Source organism: Clostridiales bacterium (genome assembly GCA_018333995.1).
Taxonomy (GTDB): Bacteria; Actinomycetota; Coriobacteriia; order Anaerosomatales; family SLCP01; genus JAGXSG01.
The window spans coordinates 134,071-156,009 of sequence record JAGXSG010000016.1 but is presented as its reverse complement, the minus strand read 5'-3'; the positions used below and the strand labels follow the sequence as shown (position 1 = coordinate 156,009).

General features: G+C 64.3%; 22 protein-coding genes and 1 tRNA gene. 19 read left to right on the top strand and 4 right to left on the bottom strand.

Annotation, left to right across the window (positions count from 1 at the left end; genetic code table 11):
• Positions 1 to 466 precede the first annotated feature (466 nt).
• From KGZ40_05425 to KGZ40_05375, 11 genes are all read left to right on the top strand, one after another.
• Positions 467 to 541: transfer RNA gene (locus KGZ40_05425), tRNA-Ala, on the top strand.
• A 147-nt stretch (positions 542 to 688) separates the two neighbouring features.
• The gene (locus KGZ40_05420) at positions 689 to 1,249 is read left to right on the top strand and encodes a Na+/H+ antiporter subunit E (GenBank protein MBS3956949.1); all 561 of its coding nucleotides are present in this window, start codon (positions 689 to 691) and stop codon (positions 1,247 to 1,249) included.
• A complete protein-coding gene (locus KGZ40_05415) occupies positions 1,249 to 1,533 on the top strand; it encodes a hypothetical protein (GenBank protein MBS3956948.1) in 285 nt (94 codons plus the stop codon). The genes KGZ40_05420 and KGZ40_05415 overlap by 1 nt, the downstream gene beginning before the upstream one ends.
• A complete protein-coding gene (mnhG, locus tag KGZ40_05410) occupies positions 1,530 to 1,832 on the top strand; it encodes a monovalent cation/H(+) antiporter subunit G (GenBank protein MBS3956947.1) in 303 nt (100 codons plus the stop codon). The genes KGZ40_05415 and mnhG overlap by 4 nt, the downstream gene beginning before the upstream one ends.
• The gene (locus KGZ40_05405; protein ID MBS3956946.1) at positions 1,829 to 2,179 is read left to right on the top strand and encodes a DUF4040 domain-containing protein; all 351 of its coding nucleotides are present in this window, start codon (positions 1,829 to 1,831) and stop codon (positions 2,177 to 2,179) included. Before mnhG ends, KGZ40_05405 begins: the two co-directional genes overlap by 4 nt.
• Positions 2,176 to 2,904: a hypothetical protein gene (locus KGZ40_05400; protein MBS3956945.1), complete on the top strand. Its 729-nt coding sequence runs from the start codon at positions 2,176 to 2,178 to the stop codon at positions 2,902 to 2,904. The genes KGZ40_05405 and KGZ40_05400 overlap by 4 nt, the downstream gene beginning before the upstream one ends.
• The gene (locus KGZ40_05395) at positions 2,901 to 3,245 is read left to right on the top strand and encodes a cation:proton antiporter subunit C (GenBank protein ID MBS3956944.1); all 345 of its coding nucleotides are present in this window, start codon (positions 2,901 to 2,903) and stop codon (positions 3,243 to 3,245) included. The genes KGZ40_05400 and KGZ40_05395 overlap by 4 nt, the downstream gene beginning before the upstream one ends.
• On the top strand, positions 3,238 to 4,734 hold the full coding sequence (locus KGZ40_05390) for a hypothetical protein (GenBank protein ID MBS3956943.1): 1,497 nt from the start codon (positions 3,238 to 3,240) through the stop codon (positions 4,732 to 4,734). Before KGZ40_05395 ends, KGZ40_05390 begins: the two co-directional genes overlap by 8 nt.
• Positions 4,731 to 6,230, top strand: coding sequence for a monovalent cation/H+ antiporter subunit D family protein (locus KGZ40_05385; GenBank protein ID MBS3956942.1), 1,500 nt, complete (start codon positions 4,731 to 4,733; stop codon positions 6,228 to 6,230). The genes KGZ40_05390 and KGZ40_05385 overlap by 4 nt, the downstream gene beginning before the upstream one ends.
• Before the next feature lie 16 nt (positions 6,231 to 6,246).
• Positions 6,247 to 7,989 carry a hypothetical protein gene (locus KGZ40_05380; GenBank protein MBS3956941.1) on the top strand — a complete coding sequence of 581 codons (1,743 nt, stop codon included), beginning with the start codon at positions 6,247 to 6,249 and terminating at the stop codon, positions 7,987 to 7,989.
• A 108-nt stretch (positions 7,990 to 8,097) separates the two neighbouring features.
• Positions 8,098 to 9,021: a DMT family transporter gene (locus tag KGZ40_05375; GenBank protein MBS3956940.1), complete on the top strand. Its 924-nt coding sequence runs from the start codon at positions 8,098 to 8,100 to the stop codon at positions 9,019 to 9,021.
• Positions 9,022 to 9,080: 59 nt separating this feature from the next.
• Here KGZ40_05375 and KGZ40_05370 read toward each other — a convergent pair whose 3' ends face one another.
• Positions 9,081 to 9,368, bottom strand: a complete 288-nt coding sequence (locus tag KGZ40_05370; GenBank protein ID MBS3956939.1) for an acylphosphatase — start codon at positions 9,366 to 9,368, stop codon at positions 9,081 to 9,083.
• A gap of 71 nt (positions 9,369 to 9,439) precedes the next feature.
• On the bottom strand, positions 9,440 to 11,749 hold the full coding sequence (locus tag KGZ40_05365) for a cell wall-binding repeat-containing protein (GenBank protein MBS3956938.1): 2,310 nt from the start codon (positions 11,747 to 11,749) through the stop codon (positions 9,440 to 9,442).
• Between the two features lie 200 nt (positions 11,750 to 11,949).
• On the opposite strand from KGZ40_05365, the gene KGZ40_05360 reads away from it, so the two are divergent.
• Positions 11,950 to 12,687 (top strand): hemolysin III family protein, encoded by a 738-nt coding sequence (locus tag KGZ40_05360; protein MBS3956937.1) that lies wholly within the window; start codon positions 11,950 to 11,952, stop codon positions 12,685 to 12,687.
• Between the two features lie 28 nt (positions 12,688 to 12,715).
• A complete protein-coding gene (locus tag KGZ40_05355; protein ID MBS3956936.1) occupies positions 12,716 to 13,429 on the top strand; it encodes an FAD-dependent oxidoreductase in 714 nt (237 codons plus the stop codon).
• A gap of 53 nt (positions 13,430 to 13,482) precedes the next feature.
• Here KGZ40_05355 and KGZ40_05350 read toward each other — a convergent pair whose 3' ends face one another.
• Complete coding sequence (locus tag KGZ40_05350; protein ID MBS3956935.1) at positions 13,483 to 13,908, bottom strand: peptidylprolyl isomerase; 426 nt, start codon at positions 13,906 to 13,908, stop codon at positions 13,483 to 13,485.
• A 193-nt stretch (positions 13,909 to 14,101) separates the two neighbouring features.
• On the opposite strand from KGZ40_05350, the gene KGZ40_05345 reads away from it, so the two are divergent.
• Genes KGZ40_05345 through KGZ40_05330 form a run of 4 tightly spaced genes read left to right on the top strand, consistent with a single transcriptional unit; the run spans position 14,102 to position 17,546 of the window.
• The gene (locus KGZ40_05345; protein ID MBS3956934.1) at positions 14,102 to 14,458 is read left to right on the top strand and encodes a hypothetical protein; all 357 of its coding nucleotides are present in this window, start codon (positions 14,102 to 14,104) and stop codon (positions 14,456 to 14,458) included.
• Positions 14,459 to 14,505: 47 nt separating this feature from the next.
• Entirely contained in the window at positions 14,506 to 15,792 is a 1,287-nt protein-coding gene (locus tag KGZ40_05340) for an HlyC/CorC family transporter (protein MBS3956933.1), read from the top strand.
• 2 nt (positions 15,793 to 15,794) lie between these two features.
• Positions 15,795 to 16,706, top strand: coding sequence for an amidohydrolase (locus KGZ40_05335; protein MBS3956932.1), 912 nt, complete (start codon positions 15,795 to 15,797; stop codon positions 16,704 to 16,706).
• Between the two features lie 12 nt (positions 16,707 to 16,718).
• Positions 16,719 to 17,546, top strand: coding sequence for a class I SAM-dependent methyltransferase (locus KGZ40_05330; GenBank protein MBS3956931.1), 828 nt, complete (start codon positions 16,719 to 16,721; stop codon positions 17,544 to 17,546).
• Here KGZ40_05330 and maf read toward each other — a convergent pair.
• A complete protein-coding gene (maf, locus tag KGZ40_05325; protein ID MBS3956930.1) occupies positions 17,543 to 18,235 on the bottom strand; it encodes a septum formation protein Maf in 693 nt (230 codons plus the stop codon). The two genes, KGZ40_05330 and maf, sit on opposite strands and share 4 nt — an antisense overlap.
• A 132-nt stretch (positions 18,236 to 18,367) precedes the next feature.
• On the opposite strand from maf, the gene KGZ40_05320 reads away from it, so the two are divergent.
• On the top strand, positions 18,368 to 20,515 hold the full coding sequence (locus KGZ40_05320) for a HEAT repeat domain-containing protein (GenBank protein ID MBS3956929.1): 2,148 nt from the start codon (positions 18,368 to 18,370) through the stop codon (positions 20,513 to 20,515).
• Complete coding sequence (locus KGZ40_05315) at positions 20,512 to 21,903, top strand: HD-GYP domain-containing protein (GenBank protein MBS3956928.1); 1,392 nt, start codon at positions 20,512 to 20,514, stop codon at positions 21,901 to 21,903. Before KGZ40_05320 ends, KGZ40_05315 begins: the two co-directional genes overlap by 4 nt.
• Positions 21,904 to 21,939: the final 36 nt, after the last annotated feature.

The following is a 21,939-nucleotide window of genomic DNA, read 5'->3' as shown; positions in this document are numbered from 1 at the left end:
CCCCACCGTAGGATCCGTGGTCTATTGACAACCGAGACGGTCAAGTGAGGTGGAGGCATCTCAGTGAATGAGACGCAACACCGGGATTTGACCGGGATGGCAGATGAAGACCTCCGAACGGCCGGTAGTCGCGAGTCGGTACTCGATTAGGAAGCGAGTTCGTGAGTTGTGAACTGTCGGTTGTGCTGTCCGCAATGAGGGCAGCGAAACACGATCGTTGTATGTTTTGGTCAAGGCCTCGGAGAGTCGGGCAAAAGCCCTTGGGTATGTGAGGGTGCGTCCGAGAGGAAGACTAAGCTCCGCTCGGGCAAGAGCTCTCAAGGATATCCCTTTGGAGGGGAACCTCGGGCGGTGCGAAGGCCATCCCGGTCTTCTCGCGTCTTGATCCCGCAATACGACTTCACAGCGTGCTATAATCACGCGGCTTCAGCCTGAGTCGACGGAATTCAGCTGAACACGCCGAGACGGGCGAGTGGCGCAACGGGAGCGCACCTGCCTTGCACGCAGGGGGTTGAGGGTTCGAATCCCTTCTCGTCCACCACAGGTTCGACACGCCCCTTCGCCGCCTCTCAGCAGGCGCGCGGAGGGGCGTTTTGCGCCTGCTGAGAGGCTCGGATCCGCATGCCGAGATTCTCTTGCGAGCTAATGGTATAGTGGCTCCCACCCTGAACCGTGCAGGTGGAGACCGATGCGCAAGGAAGCCTCCTCGACACAGACACTAGTATCTTTTAGCGTACGATCGCTCAAGAGGGCGGTCGGGTTCACGATCGCGTGGTGGATCATCTCGGAAGGCGATCCGAGGAGCTGGCTGTTTGGTGTTCCGTTCGTCGTACTCGCGACGACAGCCTCGCTACTTTTGACTCCCGAGAGGGCATGGCGGCTGCATCCGATTGGCACGTTGCGTTTTGCGATCTACTTCCTGCACCAGTCAGTGGTGGGTGGAGTCGACGTCGCGATGCGCGCGATCAGGCCCTCGATGCCGCTCGAGCCTGACATCGTCCGATACCGGATGCGACTAGCGCCGCAACACGCCCGTGTACTTTTCGCCAACACCGTGAGCATGTTGCCTGGCACGCTCAGCGCGGGCATCGACGGGGCACACGTGACGATTCACGCGCTCGACAAGACGTTGCCGCTCCTGGAGAGCTTCATTGAGCTCGAAGAACGCGTCGCGCACATGTTCGGGGAGAAGCTGCCCAAGGAAACGCAGGCGCTTGGCTCGTGCGAGCTGACTGGGGGTGAGGGGTGATGAGCGCGGTGCTTATGGGCTTTGCTGTCGTCTTGCTTATCACTATCATCATTGGTCTGTATCGCGTCGAGCGCGGACCAACACCGGCGGACCGAATGCTAGCCGCTCAACTATTCGGCACCTCAGGAGTGGCCACGCTGCTGATACTCGCGCAGGCTCTCGAAGAGCCCGCTTTGCGCGACATAGCGCTCGTTTTCGCGCTTCTTGCGGCGATGGCGGCGGTCGCGTTCGTCAAGCGCGCGTGGCACAGCGGACATTCGGACTCGGAAGGAGGTGCCCCGTGAGCCCAATGGACTACGTCTCCATCGCGTTTCTCTCGATAGGGGCATTCTTCTTTATCGCCGGCTCCGTGGGTGTGGTGCGGTTTCCCGATGTCTATACGCGAATCCATGCGCTGACTAAGGCGGACAACCTTGGTTTGGGGTTTGTGATCGTCGGCCTTGCGCTCCGTACCGATTCGTGGATCGTGATCGCGAAGACGTTCATCATATGGGGGCTCGTCATCGCCGCCGGAGCCACCTCTGGCTACCTCGTGGCCGAGGCGGCCCGAACGAGCAGGGTCCGGCCATGGAGGAAGCCATGATCACAGGCGTCTATCCGGGGCTGGTCTACGACCTCGTCATCGTGAGTGCTCTGCTGTGGCTGGCGTTCCGAATCCTTGCCGAGGTCAAGCTCTTCAAGGCGATTGTGCTTTTCATTGCCTTCGGACTCCTCGTGGCGCTTGCCTGGGTGCGACTGGCAGCGCCTGATATCGCCCTGGCCGAGGCAGCGATAGGCGCCGGGATCACAGGGGCGCTCCTGCTCGACGCCGCGGGGCACATGCGGGGCCGCGCCGCGCCCTACCCGGTTACGGATCCGGAGTCTGGCGCGGAGTCCGTTGGGACGAAGCGCCCGGACGAGTCGGCGACTGCGGGGGGTGGTATGCAGTGAAGGCCGTCGACGCCCTGCCAAAGAGCCCCCTCGGCGTCCGAGTCGTCGCGGGAGGGGTATGTGTAGCGTTTGGCGCACTGCTCATCCAGGCCACCCTCGCCATTCCCGAGGGGGAGACCGGGCTCGCTCCGCTTGTCGCGGAAAGGCTGCCCGAGAGCGGGGTGACAAACGCCGTCACCGCGTGCCTGCTCAACTTCAGAGGCTACGATACGCTGCTCGAGATTGCTGTGCTTGTGCTCGCCGCGGTAGGAGTGATGGCCGTGGGCGGATCACACGCAAGCGCTTGGAAGCCGCTCGCGAGGCAAGCCGATCCGATCCTCTCGGCGCTTACTCGCCTGCTCGCTCCCGTGATGGTGCTCGTCGCCGGATATTTGCTGTGGGCAGGAGAGCATGCCCCGGGTGGAGCGTTTCAGGCTGGTTCGTTGATAGGAGCCGCCGGCGTGCTGCTCACGTTGTCCGGCTACGGCCGCCCCGCATGGGTGAGCCACTTGGCGCTGCGCGCGGTCATCGCCGTTGGCTTCATCGTTTTCGTGGCCATCGCACTGGGTGGGATGATGGTCGGCGGCGCGTTTCTCGAGTATCCGCGCGAGCATGCAAAGACCCTCATGCTTCTCCTCGAGACGTGGCTTACCGTCTCAATAGGCGCCATCTTGGTAAGCCTGTTCTTCGCGTCCGCTACGCCTATCGACGAGCGCACTGAGCTCATGGAGACGGATCGCGGATGAGTCAAACCGACCTTTACGCGGTGGCCGGTGCCGCGCTGTTCGCGTTTTCGCTGTACGGGCTCATGACAAGACCGCACTTGCTTCACAAGATCCTCGCGCTCAACATCATGAGCAGCGGGATATTCCTGATTCTCGTAGGGATCGCAAGGCGTGTGTACGGCCCGGATCCCGACCCGGTTCCGCACGCGATGGTACTGACCGGAATCGTCGTTGCGGTGAGCATGACTTCGTATGCGCTCGCGCTCGCGAAGCGCATTTACTCGGTGACCGGAAGTGCGGTTCTCGATCCGGAAGACATGCTGGATCACGGCGCCGCATCATCGGAGGCGTCCCGTGACTGAGGCGATACTGCCACACTTGTCGGCGCTCGCGATCTCCGTTCCACTCGCCGGTGCGCCTATCGCGTTTCTCGCGGGCTTCCGATGGGGAAAACCGATCGCCCTCGTCACATCGCTACTCTTTGTTGTGGCCGCGTCCGCGCTAGCCCTATCGGTGGCCGAGCGCGGCGAAAGCGTCTATCAGATTGGCGGATGGGAGGCTCCGCTCGGCATCTCCCTCGTCGCGGATGGCCTCTCGGCCACCTTCGTTCTCATCACTTCCGTGGTGGGTCTCGGTATCACGGTGTACGCGCTCGCGTACTTCACCGACGCGGACCGGTACCGGTTCTTCTGGTCGCTCTGGTTGTTCCTGCTCGCCTCGATGGCCGCACTCTTTCTCTCCGGTGACGTGTTCAACCTCTACGTGTGCCTTGAGCTCGTGACTGTGTCTGCGGTTGCGCTGGTGAGCCTGTCAGGCCGCCGAGAAACCCTCATTGCGGCGATGCGCTACCTGCTCGCGGCGATCCTGGGTTCGCTCTTCTACCTGCTCGGGGTCGGACTCCTGTACGGGGCCTTTGGTGTGCTCGACATGCGTTCGCTCGCCGATGTCATTGAGGTAAGCGTCACAGGCCAAGCGGCTTTCGCGCTCATCACCGTTGGCATGATGATGAAGACGGCGCTCTTCCCGCTGCATTTTTGGCTTCCTCCCGCGCACGCCAACGCACCGTCACCGGTGAGCGCTGCGCTCTCAGCGCTCGTCATCAAGGGCTCGTTTTACATCCTGCTGCGACTGTGGACCGAGGTGGCTGACCCCTCATACATCCCCGGCGCGGGTCTCATGCTGGGCGTGCTTGGGGCCGTCGCGATCGTCTGGGGTTCTCTGCAGGCGCTACGTCAAGTGCGACTCAAGATGCTCGTCGCGTATTCGACTGTAGCGCAAGTAGGCTACCTGTTTATCCTCTTTCCAATCGTCACGGCCGGGGGAGGATACGCTGCGGACGCGTGGAGCGCGGGAGTCTTCCACGTCGTGTCGCACGCGCTTGCGAAGGGCGGCATGTTCCTCGCCGCCGGGGCGGTGCTTGTTCGCCTCGGCCACGATCGACTCGATGGGCTTGCGGGTCTTGCTCGCCGCTCGCCGCTCGCGGTGATGGCGTTCGGGTTTGCTGGCGTCACGATGATGGGACTGCCGCCGAGTGGCGGGTTCGTCGTCAAGTGGCTCTACATTACTGCGGCGATCGAATCTGGCGCGTGGTGGTGGGCGGCGGTAGTTCTGACAGGCGGCCTACTCGCGGCTCTCTACATGGCTCGCGTGATCGGACCCGCATTTGGGAGGGCGGATGCCCCCGGTGGGGACATCGTGGTTGACGCTGGCAGAACCGCGTCGTTGCGCACGATGGAACTTGTGGCCCTCGCTCTCGCGGTCGGCGCGCTGGCGCTTGGAATCGTTGCGCAACCCCTTCTCGATCTCATGGCGGTCGGGGCGCCGTTCGCAGGGCCGGGGATGACGCCATGAGTTGGGAGACGGTAGCCCTCGTGACCGCTGTTTCAGCGCCGTTCGCGACCGCCGCCGCGGTGTTTGCGGCAGGCGAAGCACGTGGAGCGGCACGCTCGGCGGCGAACCTGACCGGCGCGCTGATCACCGTGGTGGCCGTGCTTGCGGTGGCGGTCTCGGCGTGGCGCACGGGCACGCTTGGCATGCCCGTCTCGGCGGGCATTGAGCTCCTCGACATCGGGATGGGGCTGCGAGCGGACATGCTCGGGGCGCTTTTCGCCACCGTTGCGGGCGTGTTGTGGCTCGCAACCACCGTCTACGCTATCGGATACATGTCGCACGCCGCCGACAGGGCGCGATTCTTCGGCTTTTTCTCGATATGCGTGGGGTCGGCGATCGGTATCGCCCTTTCCGAGAACCTCCTCACCTTCTTCATCTTCTACGAGATTCTTACTCTCGCAACCTATCCGCTCGTCGTGCACTCCGGGACACCGGCGGCGCTCAAGGGTGGCCGGACGTACCTGGCGTACGCGCTTCCCGCAGGCGCCGCGCTTGCGCTTGGTGTTGTCTGGCTGCACGTGCTCGCGGGTCCGGTGCCATTCACGCCCGGCGGAGCCTTGCCGGTTGGGCTCGCGGAGACGCACGGGACCCAGCTCATCATCATCTTCGCGTTGCTCATGCTCGGCGTTGGCGTTAAGGCCGCCATCTTTCCGCTGCACGGCTGGCTTCCCGCCGCGATGGTCGCTCCGGCGCCGGTGAGTTCCCTTCTGCACGCGGTCGCGGTTGTGAAGGCGGGCGTGTTTGGCGTCGCGAGAATCGTGCTCGACGTGTACGGCCCGGTCGCGGCGCTCCTTGGCGTGACAGTGCCACTAGCCGCGCTCGCCGCGTTCACGATCATTTATGGCTCAGTGCGCGCGCTCGTCCAAGATGATCTCAAGAAGCGCCTCGCGTTTTCCACGGTTGCGCAACTGTCGTATGTAGTGCTGGGTGTGGCGCTGCTATCGCCGCTCGCGGTGGCGGCCGGGATAGCGCATCTTGCGCACCATGCCGCCCTCAAGATCACCATGTTTTTCACGGCCGGAGTCGTGGCCGAGGAGGTCAAGGCGTACCGCGTAAGCCAGTTCGACGGCCTCAGCCGCCGCATGCCGCTCACGATGGCCGCGTTTTCTGTTGCGGCACTCGGAATAGTAGGTATTCCGCCGGCCGCTGGGTTTACGACCAAGTGGATGCTTGGGGCCGGAGCGCTCGACGCTGGCGCGGGATGGGTGCTCGCCGTGCTCGCAGCGAGCAGCGTGCTCAATGCCGCGTACTTTTTTCCCATCATCCACAGAGCGTATTTCAGGACGCCACGCGCCGAGTGGGCAGACGGCCCGGGATCCGGTCGGGCTGAGGCCGATTTGAGGATGGTGGTACCGCTCATCATCACTGCGCTTGCGGGTCTGCTGATGGGCATCTTCGCGACCACGGTGTTCTCGCCGGCCCGCTGGGCCAGCTTCATCGCGGCGATGGGGGCGTGATGCGGTGGACAGCGTGATGACATATGAGGCCAGCGGCGCGCTCATTGCGTTCGCGGCGGCCCTGCTGCCGCTCATCGCTGCCGCCGCGTGCGCAACGCCCGTCACGCGACGCATCGCTCCGCTGCTTTCCGCCGCCGCCGCGCTGCCTGCTCTGCTGGCTGGCGTCTTCGCGCCGGACGGCTCGGCTGCGCTTACATGGCTCGGCACCGGCGCGCATGTAGTGCTCGATCCCACGTCCCGGACGTTCCTGCTTCTCACGGCATTCATCTGGGTGGCGGCAGGCACGTACGCGTACGCGACAGTGCACCACCGGCGTGAGCGCTTCTTTGGCTTCTTCGCGCTTGCGATGGCGGGCAACCTCGCGCTCACCGTGACAAGTGATCCCGCTACCTTCTACACGCTCTTCTCGCTCATGGCACTCTCCACCTACGCGCTCGTTACGCACCCCGCCGAGGAGACCTTCGAGAGCGGCATGCGCGCTGGTCGCGTCTACCTGTCGTTCACCGTTGTGGGCGAGGCCGTTCTCCTGTCGGGGTTCTTCTTGCTCGCCGCAGGCGGAGTGGAGCACATTGTAGGCGCTACCGTTCTCATACTGCTCGCGTTTGGCATTAAGGTGGGCACGCCGGGCCTTCATGGGTGGATGCCTATTGCGTACGCTGCGGCCCCTCCCGCTGCGGCAGCCGCGCTCAGCGGCGCGATGAGCACGTCGGGAGTGCTCGGCGTCATCAGATTCGTTCCGGGGACGGAGAGCATCCCGGCAAGCATCGGTGTTGCGGTGATGGCTCTGGGCTTGTTGGCCGCGTTTGGTGGCGTGCTCGCAGGGGTCGCCCAGCGCGTGCCCGCCGTGGTGCTCGCATACTCCAGCGTGAGTCAGTTCGGTCTGATGACCGTAGCTGTGGGCGCCGGGTTGACGTCGAGCGAAGCGTGGCCTGTGGCGGTGTCCGCAGTGACGATCTACGCGGTGCATCACGGTCTTGCAAAAGCCGCGCTCTTTTTAGGTGGAGATATCGCCGCGCGTACAGCACGGCGCGGCTGGGTGATCGTTGGGCTCGCGCTCCCGGCCCTCGCGCTCGCCGGGCTTCCGTTGACGAGCGGTGCTGTCGCAAAGATCGCACTCAAGAGCTCGACAGCTTTCGCGCCCGGAGCGTGGCTCCGCGTCCTTGAGATCGCGCTTCCGCTCGCCGCGGCGGGCACGACGGTGCTCGTGGTTCGCTTCTGCTACCTTGCGTGGAGCTCTAGGCGATCCGTGGCTACGACGCAGCTGTCAGAAGGCGCGCCCACGAAGACACCGAGCCGTCCCGTGATCGCCTTCGCCGCATGGGCGGCACTGCTTGCCGGTGTGGCCGCCGCGTTGTGGGTATGGCCGGCCGAGGGTGTCGCGTACGCGGCGAAGACCTCGCTCACCTCGGCGTACGTGTGGCTTGCGACGTGGCCGGTGTTGCTCGGAGTCGCGCTCGCGAGCACGGCGTGGGCTGCCCGAGCGACTGTGGGCCGCATCGCCGGGACGATCCCGCCCGGGGACGTCTGGGCACCGGTCTTCTCCGCCGCGCATAAGTTTGTTGAAGCACGTGACGTCTCGACCACCAGACCGGATGCCGGCAAAGTTGCGACGGAATCCCGCTTTCCCACACGCGCGTTTGCGGGCGCTCTGCTCGAAGCGGTAGGGCGGGCCGAGGCAGGGCTGCTCGTATGGGCGGTTGCGATGCTCACCGCTGGCGTACTGACGTTGCTCGTCTTGCTGATGGCTTTCATGCGGTGATCGCGGAGGCGTCCCACCGCCTCGACGTGGCGTTTAGAGTGCTTGCGATTAGCTTTCTGCTCCGCCACGATTACACGTCTGACCGTTTGAGATGGTTAGAGGAGCGCGGTGCAATCCGAGTGGAAACGTGACCCGAAGGTGTGGGGCGCCATCGTGGCGGCGCTCCTGTTTTGGGCGTCCGCCTTCGCGGGGATCCGGGCTGCGTTTGGAGGCCATGGTGGAGCCGACGCTTTGGGGTATGGTGCCGGCGAAGTTGCCCTTGGCAGGTTTCTGACCGCGTCGATGGTGTTGGCTGCGTGGGCGCTCGCAACGCGGATGCGTGCACCCGACCCGCGCGACATCTGGCACATAGCCCTCGCCGGACTCCTGGGCATCACCGTCTACCATGTCGCACTCAACTTTGGAGAGCTGACGGTGACGGCCGGCGCGGCGAGCCTCATCATCTCGGCGAACCCGATTTTTACCGCGGTCCTCTCGACGATGTTTCTTGGGGAGCGCCTCTCCGGGTGGGGTTGGAGCGGCGTGACCGTCTCGTTTCTTGGCGTCGCGCTTATCGCGTTTGGCGAGGGCGGAACGGTGTCCTTTGAGCCGGCCGCACTCCTCGTGCTACTCGCCGCGATGGCCACCGCGCTCTATTTCATCGTCTCCAAACCGCTGCTCAAGAAGTACTCGGCGCTTGAGTTCACCGCGTACGCGATTTGGGCTGGCACGGTGCCGATGCTGGTGTTCGCTCCGGGTCTGATCGAGCAGCACCAAGTCGCCTCACACTCGGCGACGTTGTCCGTCCTCTACCTGGGCGTGTTTCCTGGCGCTATCGCCTACGCGCTCTGGTCGTACGCGCTTGCGCGCATGCCGGCATCGTTGCTCTCCAGCTTCCTCTACGCGCAACCTGTCATCGCGGTAATAATCGCGTGGTTCTGGCTCGCCGAGATACCCGCACTCCTCACCATCGCCGGAGGACTCATCTCGCTTGCAGGGGTGGTGGTAGTAAACGCGAAAGGAGTTCAGCGGGTGTCTGCGCGCTCGACGTGAGGCGGGCGGCGGATGGCGGGCGGCGCGCAGGGGCGGCATCCACGGGTACCGGGACGTGCCTACAGCGGGGGACCGCTCCCAAATCCTGAGAGCCCCTCCGGATCCTCCGCGATTACCTCTACCGAGGCGACCGCCGCCCGCGGCGGACCGGTGCGGCACCACTCGATAGCTGCGGCGACCGCTTCTGGAGAGCCTTCAAGTACCGCCTCTACCCGCCCGTCCGGCAGATTACGCACCCATCCAGATACGCCGAGGCGCACCGCCTCAGCGTTCGTGGCGGCGCGGAAGCAGACGCCTTGCACCCGTCCGCTCACCCAGACGTGCGCCCTATGCGTCGCGTTCTCCATGTTGCGCGCCTCCCGTTCTGACTGCCGACGAGACCGCCGCGCGCGTGAGAGCGTGAACGACGCGATGCGGATCAGTAGCCGACCGCCTGGGTCACTTCCGCGTAGACGGCCGAGCCGACCGCGTTTTGGCCTCCGAAGATCTGTACCCGTCTCACCGCGGCAGCGTGCGCGTCCAGCGTCCCCCGCGCGTGTGAGCACAATGCCTCCGGAGGGGTCAGGAGGATGATGCCGCCGTTGGCGCCCATCGCCGCGCCGCCGCCGAGAGCGTCGGGGAAGTTGTTGCCCGCGGTGACGCCGACCTCGGCGGGCGAAGCCCACCCGTTGGCGATCGCGTGCTGGACGACCGATTGTGCGGTGCTGTAGCGAGTCGCCCCGCTAAGCCGTACCGGCGTGCCGCCAGAAAGGAGCGCGAGCTCAGTCGCGACATCCGTGGAGATGGCCCCCGTGCCTCCGACCAGCGTAAGCTCGGTGATTCCAAGCTGGGTTATGGCGTCCTGGGTGTCGTAGCTGGTGTCCGCCGGACGTACGAGAAGCACTGGCTTGTTTAAGCGGTACGCGTACGGTGCTACCGCGAGCGCGTCAGCAAAATCGTCTCCCCGCGCGACGAATGCGGCGTTGGCAAACGAAGCTCCGCGCACCGAGGCGATCGCGCGCGCGACGTTTGCCGCGGTCCCGTAGCGGTCCTCGCCCGAGACACGCTCGACCGCCAACCCGAGCCCCCGGATCGCTTCTTCAACACCCGCCGAGATCGCCGCGGTCCCGCCTACGAGCCATACCCGAGTCGCCCCCAGGCGGGCGAGCTCCGCGGGGAGGCCGGCGTTGAGCGTCGTGGGAGGGGTGAGAAGCAGGGGGGATCCAAAAGAGCCAGCGAGTCCAGACGCCGACAACGCGTCCGGGAAGCTGGCACCAGAAGCGATCACGACGTCGCGCGCAGAGCCATCCGCGAAGTTTGTGCGGGAGGTCGCGAGCGCGGTTTCGTAGCGGTTCGATCCCGCGACTCGCACTACATCAGGGCCGGCACCGGCACCGTAGAGCCACTGCACGCCTGCGAAGTCTGCCTCGTGCAGGTTCCGTTTGGGTGTGGAGTACAAGCCGTACATGACTTTGGGCTTGTCGGCCTCACCGTATAGGTCGAGCAGCACCAGCCAGTGGCCGAACTCGTGGAGCGCGACGCTTTCAATGTCGCGCGACCCACCGCTTCCATCACCCCAGCTGTACAGCGTGTTAAGCGACATGTCCGCTGATACCATCACGCCGGTGCTCGCGAAGAACAGGAGATGTGCTCGGCCCAGTACGCCTTCTTCGAGCCGACGCCAGCCCACCTCACTTTGGTGGTTTGCCGTGTTCAACCAGTTGAGACCAGCGTAGCGAAGCTCCAGGCCGCTCGCCGCCGACCACGTCTGGGCGGCAGCCCGCACAGCTGCAAGTCCTCCCGATGTGTCACCGCTCGCGTCGTAGTAGAACTCTCTAACGGGCGTGGTCCACTTTGCGCCGCCGTACGCGAACGTCACAGTGAACTCGTGCCCCGCGGAGACAGCGCCTGTGCTCGTGACTACGCGCACCGGCCCACTCGAGGCGGCGACGAGGGAACTCGCTACGGGTTCCGAGTGGCGACGGGCGGGAACGCGTACACGGATGGTCGAGGCGCTCCAGGAGATCACATCGCCCGTGATGTGTCCTCCGCTCCTGGTGGAGAAGCGAACCTCGCCTCGCAGGGAGCCAAAGCCGCTGCCGACGATGGTGACTTCGTCGCCGATTCCCGCTGCGGCCGTACCGGGGGTGATTCCGGAAATAACCGGTCCTGAAGCAGCAGCGATTACCGTTCCTGACGCAGCGGCCTCCATCTGGTTGGTCTGTGCCGCTGTAGTTCCGCCGCCGTGACATGCCGCCCCGGTGTACGGCACGCCGGTCACGCGGGCTTGTATCCGGCTAAGGGTGCTTCCCGCCTCAGGCACGCGCTCGCCGATCACTCCGAGACGTCCTTGCCGTCCGCCGACAACCCGTCCGAAGCGGTCGAGGAAGACTACGACGCGCTCCCCGGAGGTGAACACCGGTGCGTCGGGTACGTAGACCACGCGCCCATCGAGCGTTCCTCCCGGTACTCGGAAGGTCACGTCACCACTTCGCGCCCCCTTCAGGGCGTGCTCAGTCCTTACGGTGACCTGGGTGACGATTCCGTGCTCGGCATCGGCGCGAGACGCCGTGGCGAGCACGGCGCCTACCACGACATCACGAGCGGCAGCCGAGAGTTCCTCGACCTCCATCTCGACGAGTAGCCCGAGGGCCGGGAGAGGAGCGGCGAGAAACGCGCAGAGCGCGATGAGGAACGCGACGGCGGCCGTCGCGCGGCGGCGAGCGGAAGTGGTAAAGAACATGGCCATGCGCAGAGCTCCTGGACGCCCCTGATACGAGCCAAGCGAAACGCACCCGATTAAAGCACTCTATTGGGATAATCGACACACTTCGTCGCGAAGGGAAGTCCGAGCGCGACGAACGGTCAACCGTCGCGATTTTGATGCCGACAAGCGGCGCATGCGAGCACTTAGCGGGTTGTGCCGGTGTTCGACCGCAAGAACCACGCATGAGCGGCGTACCCGTGGTAGCATCACATCTTGAACACTGGGTGCGGGGACGGAGTGTTGTGAGCGCGACGGCGTGCAGAAGTGACGGCCGGTCTAAGCGGCCTTACAGCCTCGGCGAGGAAATCGCGAACTGCGTGACGCACGGTGCGGGCGCGGTCATGAGCGTCGCTGCTTTAACGCTGCTCGTTTACTTTGCCGCACGCTACGGTGACGGATGGCGCCTCGCCGCCGCGCTCGTGTTTGGCGTCGCTCTCGTTTTGCTCTACACGATGTCGACTCTCTATCACAGCTTCCCGTGGCCGCGCGTGAAACATGTGTTCAAGGTGTTGGACCACGCCGGCATCTACCTGCTGATCGCGGGCACATACACGCCGTTCACACTCGTCACGCTGCGGGACGACGGAGGCTGGTGGCTTTTTGCGATCGTCTGGACGTTGGCGATCCTTGGAATCGCGGTCGAGGCGGCATGGACATACCGGCCCAAGTGGCTCTCGGCGCTTATCTATCTGGGCATGGGGTGGCTCGCGATCTTTGCCATCGGCCCGCTCGCCGAGAACCTGGCACCTGCTGGGCTGTGGTTGCTCATCGCGGGCGGTCTTGCCTACACCGTGGGAACCATCTTCTACGTGCTCAAGCGCGTGCCATACACCCATGCGGTCTGGCACTTTTTCGTACTCGGGGGCAGCGCGTGTCACGTGCTGGCTGTGATGATCGCTGTCATCCCGCCGGGCTGGTAGCGGCAGGGTAAGGCCCTTGGGGACGCGGATGCACTCGTATGAGGTTGAAGTTTCGGGGCACGAATGGATCTGCTCTGATGTGATCTCGGTTCGCTTCACGCGACCGACCCCATTTACGTTCAGGCCGGGACAGTACCTCGTACTCGAGCTCGACACGGGTGGCGCTGTTGAACGCAAACCGTTCACCATCTCGTCCGGCGCGCACGACCCCTTCTTGGAGATCACGACACGAGTTTCCGAGTCTCCGTATAAGCGGACGCTTACGTGCGCGACGCCGGGTACTCGGGTGAGAGTGGTTGGACCCGCGGGCAGGCTTATTGTTCCCGGCGAAGTGGCTCGGGTGGCGTTTTTGGTCGGCGGAGTTGGAGTCACTCCGGTTGCGAGCATGGTGCGAACGTGGCGCTCAAGTGGTGAGCGCATGCCCGAAGTGGTCGTGTTCCTCGGCAATCATGACGCTGGTTGTACTCCGTTGGCCGGTCAGATCGCTCCTGTTGCTGGCGAGCGGTTATCTCTCGTGCACGTGCTCGAGGAGACCCCGCCCGAGTGGAGCGGCGAGCACGGATTTATCACCGCGGAGATCGTGCGGGCGCACGTGGACATCGATCGAGGTTGGTTGTTCGTGGTCGCCGGGCCACCGCCAATGGTCGGCCCTATGGAGCGCGTGTTGCGCGAGTTGGGTGTCGATCCCGGCGACCAGCTTATCGAGCGGTTCGGTCCAATAGCCGGACCCGCGTCCCGGTGAGCGCTGGCCGGGAGGCGCGGCCGTGGTGCGGGATAGCGCGCGTTTCGACGCGATCACTCCGTCACGAGTTCGACCAGCTCGATCTCGAATGTAAGAGTGCGCCCGGCTAGCGGATGGTTGAAGTCGAGCAGCGCTTCTTCTTGGTCAATCTCGGTGATCGTGGCGGCGATTCGCTCGCCCGCGGGACCTACGAGCTGGACCATCGCCCCGAGGTATGGCTCCTCGGTGAACGATGTCACGGGAACCGCCTGCGTGGCATCTGGCATCCGGGGGCCGTACGCGTCTTCAGGAGCGATGGACACGGTCGCGATGTCGCCCACTTTCAGATCGATGACGGCGGACTCGAACCCAGGGATCACCTGACCTGCGCCGATAGCAAACTCCAGCGGTGCGTGTCCCAAGCTCGAATCGAAGACGGATCCGTCATCAAGCCTGCCGGTGTAGTGCACGCGAACCGTCGTTCCTTCGGGGTGCGACACAAGACTCCCTCCTGCGCGGTGAACTGCGGATCAAAACACACCGCGTGTGTTGAGTGGGCAGAGTACAGGCCGTAACGTAACGCATCGGTGTAGGTGTTGCCAGTGTATTGCGCGCTTCGCGCAGGAGAAGTGGTGTAGACTTAGTGATGGAACGCACGAGTCAGGTGAGCGCTGCCACGAGATCGGAAGCGTTGTGAGTGACAGCGAAGGGGCCCTCGAACACGAGGTCATACGGTTCGTGGAGGACCACGTGGGGTCGTTGCTCGCGTGGGATATCATCGTGTTCTTCCATAGGCATCCTGACGAGGCGTTCGATCCCGAGGTCCTCGCGTCCCAGCTCGGGCGGGGACCAGCGGAGCTCATCCGCGAGGTAGAGGCCCTGAGCGCCGAGGGTATCTTGCAGACGGCGGGTGGACTTGTCAGGTTCAGCTCCGATTCCGCGCTTGCGCCGATGGTTACGGCGTTTGTGGAGGCGTGCCGCAATCGCACCCATCGTCTTTCACTCATCGCCCGGGTGCTGCAGAGGATTGGCGCGAGCTCTGAGGAGTGACACCGTGGGGCGGAAACCGGACTGGTATACTCGGCCCCATGGAGGAGATGTCAGGCCAAATCGTGCTCGTCCTCGCGCTTGTCGCGCTCAACGGCTACTTTGCGGCGTCGGAGATCGCGCTCATCAGCGTGAGGCGTGCAGCGCTCATCAGGCGCGCCGAGGAAGGTTCGAGAGCCGCCAGACGAGCGATTCGGCTCGTTGAAGACCCATCACGGTTGCTGGCGACGATCCAGATTGGCATCACGCTCGTCGGGTTCATGGCTTCCGCTACCGCCGCGGTGAGCATCGCAGGCCCGCTGGCCGAGTGGCTGCGCGCCCTTGGCGTGCCGATCGTCAGCCGTTTCGCTGGAGGCCTCTCGGTCACGCTCGTAACGCTCGTTATTGCCTACATCACGCTCGTGTTTGGCGAGTTGGCGCCTAAGCGTCTTGGCCTGCAGCGTGCAGAACGTGTGGCACTTGCTGTCGCGCGCCCGGTCAGCTTCATGGCGACGGTATTCTCGCCGCTCGTGTGGTTTCTCGCGCGCTCCACCGATGTCGCCGGCCGGTTTCTTGGCGTGAAAGGACGCGGCGGTCAGGAGGGGGTGACCGAGGAGGAGATCAAGCTCCTCGTCACCGAGCAGGGGACGCTGCTCGAAGAAGAAAAACGCATGATCCATGAGATCTTCGAACTCGGCGACACGGTGGCTCGCGAGGTGATGATCCCCCGGGTTGACGTGGTGTTTATCGAAGACGCGGCGTCGATCGCTGACGCGCTTGAGCTGTCGGGCAAGACGGGCATCTCGCGCATGCCGGTCATCCATGAAGACGCGGACAAGGTCGTCGGGGTCGTGTTGCTCAAGGATCTCGTCATGCCGGTGGCCGAGGGAAGGAGCGCGGAACCGGTCACCGCGTTCATGCGGCCGCCGGTGTTCGTGCCCGAGACCAAGCCCATCTTGCCGCTCCTCTCGGACATGCAGCGGATGCGCAACCATATGGCGATCATCGTCGACGAGTATGGGGGCACCGCCGGGATCGTGACGATCGAGGACATCGTCGAGGAGATCATCGGCGAGATCGTTGACGAGTTCGACCCTGACCTGCGCTACATAACCGAGTCGGGTCCGGGACGGTGGGTACTTGACGGGCGCCTTTCGATCGAAGACGCGGTGAGGTTGGGGCTGCCGGTTGCGGAGTCCGATGAGTACGAGACACTCGCGGGCTGGTTGCTCGTCAGGCTCGGGCACATACCGGTTCCGGGAGAGCAGGTAGCAACCGGCGGTGTGACCTTCCAGGTGCAGGCTGTCCGCCGCAGACGCATCGCGAGGGTTCTCGTCACCCGCGATGCGGAGTCGTGACGATGAAACGAGCGGGGCCCACTTCGCCGGGAGATGTTGTTGACGCGCACGTGCACCTATTCACCGTGCGCATCATCGAAGAGTACGTAGACGCCCATCCCGACGGCGCTCTTCGTTTCAGACAAGTGCTCGATGACCGGAAGTTTGGACGGCGAGGCGACACGTTACCGGAGATCGCGCCCGCCGAGGCGGCCCGGCTCTATACGGCCCGGCTCGACGAGGCGGGGATCGCCAAGGCGATCGTCGTTTCAATCGTGCCCGATTCCGCATATACCAGGGAGTTCATCGCGGCGGCCAACGGGCGGTTCCATGCTCTGTGCAACCTCGATCCGCGCGATAAAGGAGCGGTGGCGCTACTCGAAAGGGAGATGGCCGCGGGGTTCAAGGGCGTCAAACTCCTTCCGGTCAACCGGTGCTTCCGTCTTTCCGATCCGGCGTGCCGTCCGTTCTTCGCGCGCGCGGAGGAGCTTGGCGCGCACATCATCGTTCATTACGGCGTGACGGTGGATCCCGGAGGCGACCTGCGCTTTGCCGATCCCACCGATCTCTCGCCGGTCGCGCGTGATTTTCCGGGACTCACGTTCGTTGTCGCGCACTTCGGGGCGGGCTACTTTGATCACGTGCTGAAAGTCGCCTACCAGTGTCCCAACGTATGCGTTGACTCCTCGGGGACGAACAACTGGATTGACTATCTGCCGTACAAGATGACGCTTGCCGAGGTCTACGAGCGGGCGATCATGGCCCTTGGTCCGCAGCGAGTGCTGTTTGGGACCGACTCGAACAACATCGCGCCCTACCGGCGATGGATAGCGTACTCTCAGCTCAAGATCATAGAAGGAATGGGCCTGTCGGAGGGTGATCGTGACCTCATTGTCCGGGGCAACGCGGTCCGGATCTTCCGCCTTGACGAATGAGGTGATCAGCGGATGACCGACGGAGTAACGCCAGGCGCCGGTGTCGAGCCGGCTCGTGACTACGACCAGATGGTCAACTGGGGTAAGCGGCTGGCGCGGGAGGGGCCGTTCTTCCGCGATCTGTTCGAGCGCGTTGGCGTCTCGCGCCTTGTCGACGCAGGCTGCGGCAGCGGACAACACGCCGTTCTGTTCAGCACGTGGGGGATCGAGGTGGCGGGCATCGACCCGAGCCCGCCGATGCTCGCGCAGGCACGTGAGAATGCCTTGCGAGCCGGTGTTGATCTCGCGCTGATCGATGGCGGCTTCGGGGAGGTCGCCGACCGGGCTGGCACCGGGTTCGACGCTGTTGTGACACTTGGAAACGGGCTGCCGCACGTCGCTGGCGAAGACGGGTTGCGTGTTGCGCTCGTCGACTTTGCCGCGGCGTTGAGGCCCGCGGGTGTCCTCGTGTTGCACCTGCTCAATCACGAGAGGCTCATCAATGGGCGGGTACGCATGATGCCGCCGGTGTTCCGGGAGACGCCCGACGGTGACCGCGTATTTCTCAAAGTGCTCGATTATGTCGAAGACGGTATTCTTTTCGACTTCGTGACCCTGACTCGCGAACCGGGCGCGGGTCCAAGCGCGGGCAACGCGTTTGCCGAGGACGACCCCGCCGAGACGGGCTGGCACTTGCGTTCACGCCGCTCAGTGCACACGGCGCTTCCGGTGTCCCTGCTCGAACCTGCGCTCGAGCGTGTCGGCTTCGCCGACATCGAGTTTCTCGGCGACCACTCAGGACGCGTGCTCGATGTGGAGGCTGACGAATCGGTCATCGTCGTGGCAAGACGCGCGTATTAGCCGCGGTCGCCTCCGGCGCCAGCCACGAGCCGAGGGCCGAGGGCGCACCGCGTGTGGCGGATCGCGTCGCATCGTTGGACGGGACACTCGGCGTCGCCCACTAACGCCCGGTATTCGGGCTGAGCCAGGGCGATGTAGAGGTGGCACAGTGGGAGCCCAGCCACGTTCTGGAAGCACTGATCCGCGTCAACTTCGGCCAGGCAGCTCTCGATGTTGTACGCGCCGGCACAGCCGAGGAACTCGTCGCTCGCGAGCCACGTGTCGATTTCGGCCGCTGAAAGCGCGCGCATGCGTACCGCTGTCGCGACCGCGAACGTGTGGGCGTCGCGACTGGCTGGAGCGAGCATCGCTACTCCGGTCACGACGTCATGGGTGCGGCCGCTAAGCGAGCGGAGCATGGCGCGCCCACCCGCTTCATCCTCAGGCTTGCCGAGCAGCTCGCCGCTGTTGACGACGATGGTGTCGAAAGCGAGTATGAGGCCGCGTGCGCCCTCATTGCGCGCGACGTGTGCTTTGGCGGCCGCGAGTCGCATGGCAAGCGCCCCAGGGTCGTCGGCGAACGCCGGGTCGAGCGTCTCGGGGGTGTCGGCGGCGGTGATGTCGTATCCGAGTCCGAGCAACGCGAGCAGACGCCTGCGCCGGGGCGAAGCCGATGCGAGGGTGAGCGGTGTATGAGCGTGTGAAGTCATCGGGCGAGATGATATCACCCGTTCAGCCGAGGATACGGAGATATAATAGGAACCGGCGTTGTAGCGTGCCGCCGTGGCGCGCGATCCGTGCGATGACGTGGACCCGCGACGCACTGTGACCAAGGAGGAACCGTGCAGGCACCGGACGCCGCCGCTGATGTGCCGGTCTCGGTAGAGCGCTTCACAAAGCAGCTCGTCATCACCCACAAGGCCGTCATGCTCTACCCTGTGGCCAGCAACATCCCGCACGAGAACGCTGTCAAGACGGTAGAGATGCTCAGCAACATCCTCGTCGAAGTGCCAGAGATGCGCCTGGTGGTCAACAAGGACGGACTCTGCTACGCCGACACGCAAATCTTCCCGGGCCGCTCGGCGTTCACCGCGTTCGCGCAAGACCTCTATGCGCGCGGAGTCTCCGATGTTCGCTTTCATGCGGGCGTGACCGAGGAAGCGCTCGTGACCTTTCTTGGCATGCTCAAGCACGCACCGGAGGAGCTTGCGCGCTCCGGTGGGTTCGCGGCGCGGTTGTGGGACTCCGGTGTGGACACGATTACCGTTGTCGAGGCGGTTACCCGTATCGCTGACGTCGAGGTGGCGGAGGAGATCGAGGACGGAGAAGAGTGGCCGCCGAGTTACGAGCGGATGCGCGAGCTATTGCGCGACCGGCCACCGGCTCCCCGGGATAGGCGTGTGCTGATACGCGCGCTCCACGACGTGGACGTGCTACGTCGATACCTTCAGGAGTCGTTTCACGACGGCGGGAGCGCGACCGGTTCCGGGGTACGGCATGCCGCGATTCATGATCTCGCGCGCGCGGCTGACGGACAACCAGGCGATCTGCGTTCGTCAGCTCTTCAAACCCTTGTCGAGGCGATCATCGCACTACCGGCGGACGAACGTCGCGAGCTGCTCATTAGCGACATGCTCAGAGAGGTGCGGGTCGACGAGTCGATCGCCTCTGTCATCAGGCAACTGGGGGTCGACGAGCTCTGCCGTGTTCTCGTCGATGGGGCGAGTGAGGATGACGTGTCGCTTGGCGGAGTGGCCAGGGCGATACGCAACCTCTCTTTCATCGCTCTTGCTAGCCGCGAGGAGGTGCTCAACGCCTCAGGTGCGGCGATGCGCAGCGCGGGCTTTGCCGAGGACGCGGTGGAAAAGGTGCTCGAGATGGTCGCGCCGAGCCGCCTGCTGGTCGCGGACGGCGGCGGGGGCGTTGGGGAAACGCGCCCCGCGGACTCGATCCTGCGGCTCTTGGACCTGGCGCCGTCGCAGGTCATGAGCAGCGCGGAGGATCCTTCTATCGTGTCGCTTCAGGAAGAAGCGCGCGCGGGGATCACCGACGGCGATGTGGTCACCGCACTCGTGGTGCTCACGACGATCGATGTGGGAAGTGAAGAGTTCGACCAATCGGTCGCCGCGCTCGAGGTCGGTTTGGGGTTACTTGTCGAGCGCGGTGAGTACGTGGTCGCCGCCGACGTCGCTGAGGCGCTCATGACCGGTGTGACGGAGGCGTCCGAGCGGGAGCGCGCGCGCCTCGTTGAAGTGGTGTGCACGATGACCGGCACAAACGCGATGCGGACCGTGTATCGCGCGCTCCAGATGTACGAGAAGGGCACGCCTGAACACGACGCCTGCGGACGCTTGCTGGCGACGCTTGGAATGTACGCGGTCGATCCGCTACTGGAGGTTCTCGCAGATGAGCCGGAGATGTCGGGCCGGAAGTTTCTTGTCGACCTTATCTCTTCGGTCGCGGCGGGAAAGATCGATGAGCTTGGCCAGCGAATCTCCGATCCTCGCTGGTACTTCGTGCGCAACGTCGTGTCCATACTCGGGGCCACGCGCGAACCGGCGATTCTGCCGTACCTTGGCAGAACCGTACGCCACTCCGACGCACGGGTTCGCCGCGAATCCATCCGTGCGCTCGCGAGCGTACCGGATGCGATGGCGCGCGAGATGATCGCGGTCGCGTTGGATGACCAGGACGCTCAAAATGTCCAGCTCGCGGCTCGTTACTTGGGGGCCCTGAGGGTTCGCAGCGCGGTTCCCGGGCTCCTGAGGGTCGCTCAGGGCGACGGACGCGGGAATCGAGAACATGCTCCGCGGGCGGAAGCCATTGAGGCGCTCGGCGTCATCGGGGCACGCGAGGCGCTGCCCGCACTCGAGACTATCGCGGGTAAGCGTCGTCTGATAGGGGGTGGGCGCTCAAAGGGCTTGCGGGCGGTAGCGGAGTCCGCGGTCGCCGCCATCAAAGCGACGGGCAGGACGGAGGCGGACGGATGAGCGCCGAGCAAACCACGGCATTCTCGGTGAAACAACTTGCACGGGTGAGTGAGCTTCTTGCTCGAGTGCACGCCGCTCGCCGGGCGGCTCAGTTCTATCCGCTCGACCACCCTGCGGTGACCGATGGCGTCGACGCCCTCGCTGAGGTCATCGAGCGCTTCCATGACGAAGGGGTTGACGTCGTCTTCTCTCTGTACGAGGGCGAGATACTCTTCCACGAGCAGCAGTTGCCCCAAGAGAGCATCGTATTCGATCAGCTGATTCGCGAAATCACTGCGCTCGGCATAGGCGTTATTGAGATTGAGCGCGGGTGTACTCGCGCCGAGCTGGCCGCCGCAATCTCCATCCTTGCGGCCGATTCTCACGCGGTTGAGCAACACGGGGGGATCGAACGGATGGCTGCCGAGACGGGCCTGTCGCGCGTGCGCTTTGGTCAGGTTCGCGCGTTTGAGAGGGTCGAGCAAGGCGAGTTCGATGAGAAAGCGGCACGGGACTCCTACGTGGGCGCCGTCGACTTGGTGCGGGAGATCGACGACATCGTACGACGCAATCGAGCGATCGGCTGCGGCCGCATCAAGAGCGTGGTGAGAGGGCTGGTGGACAACGTCATCGCAAGCAGGGAGGCGATGCTTGAGCTTACCGGCTTGAAGAGCCATGACGAGTACACCTTCTATCACTCGGCCAATGTGGCGATTCTGTCGCTCGCGCTTGGGTCGGCTATCACGAGCGACTACCGGTTCCTCTCATCCCTTGGCGCAGGCGCGCTCCTTCACGACCTCGGGAAGATGACGGTCGATTTGGAGATACTGAACAAGCCCGGCGCCCTCACGCCCGATGAGTGGGCCGCTGTCCGCAACCACTCGGTTTCGGGAGCGAGAACCGCCTCGCGCATACGAGGGCTGGACAAGTCGGCGATAGTCATCATTCTCGAGCACCATATGCGCTACGACGGCTTGGGCTACCCGTCGAGGACTTCGCGGAGGCCGCAGCACCTCGCGTCACGAATAGTCGCGGTCGCCGACGCGTACGACGCGATGACCTCGCGTCGCGCATACAGTGCCGCCCGCGTCCACGATGAAGCGATGGAATTGCTCGTGCGCAGCGCGGACACCGCGCTCGATCCGGCGCTCGTTCGGCTGTTCGTGACGATAATGGGGGTCTATCCTCCACGCTCTGTGGTACGGTTAAACGACGGATCGACCGCCGTGGTGCTCCGTCCAAACAGAGGCAACCCGCTGCGCCCAGTTGTGAATCTGATCGCTGATGGGAGCGGAGCGATGCTCGCGGATCCCGTTGTGATCGACTTGGGAGTGGTTGGCGGGCTCGATGTCGTGCGTTGTCTCGACACTGCGGATCTAAACATCGATGTCGAGGGGTACGTAGTCTAAGACCCTAAGCTTAGCGAGTCTCGAAAAGGAGTGTCT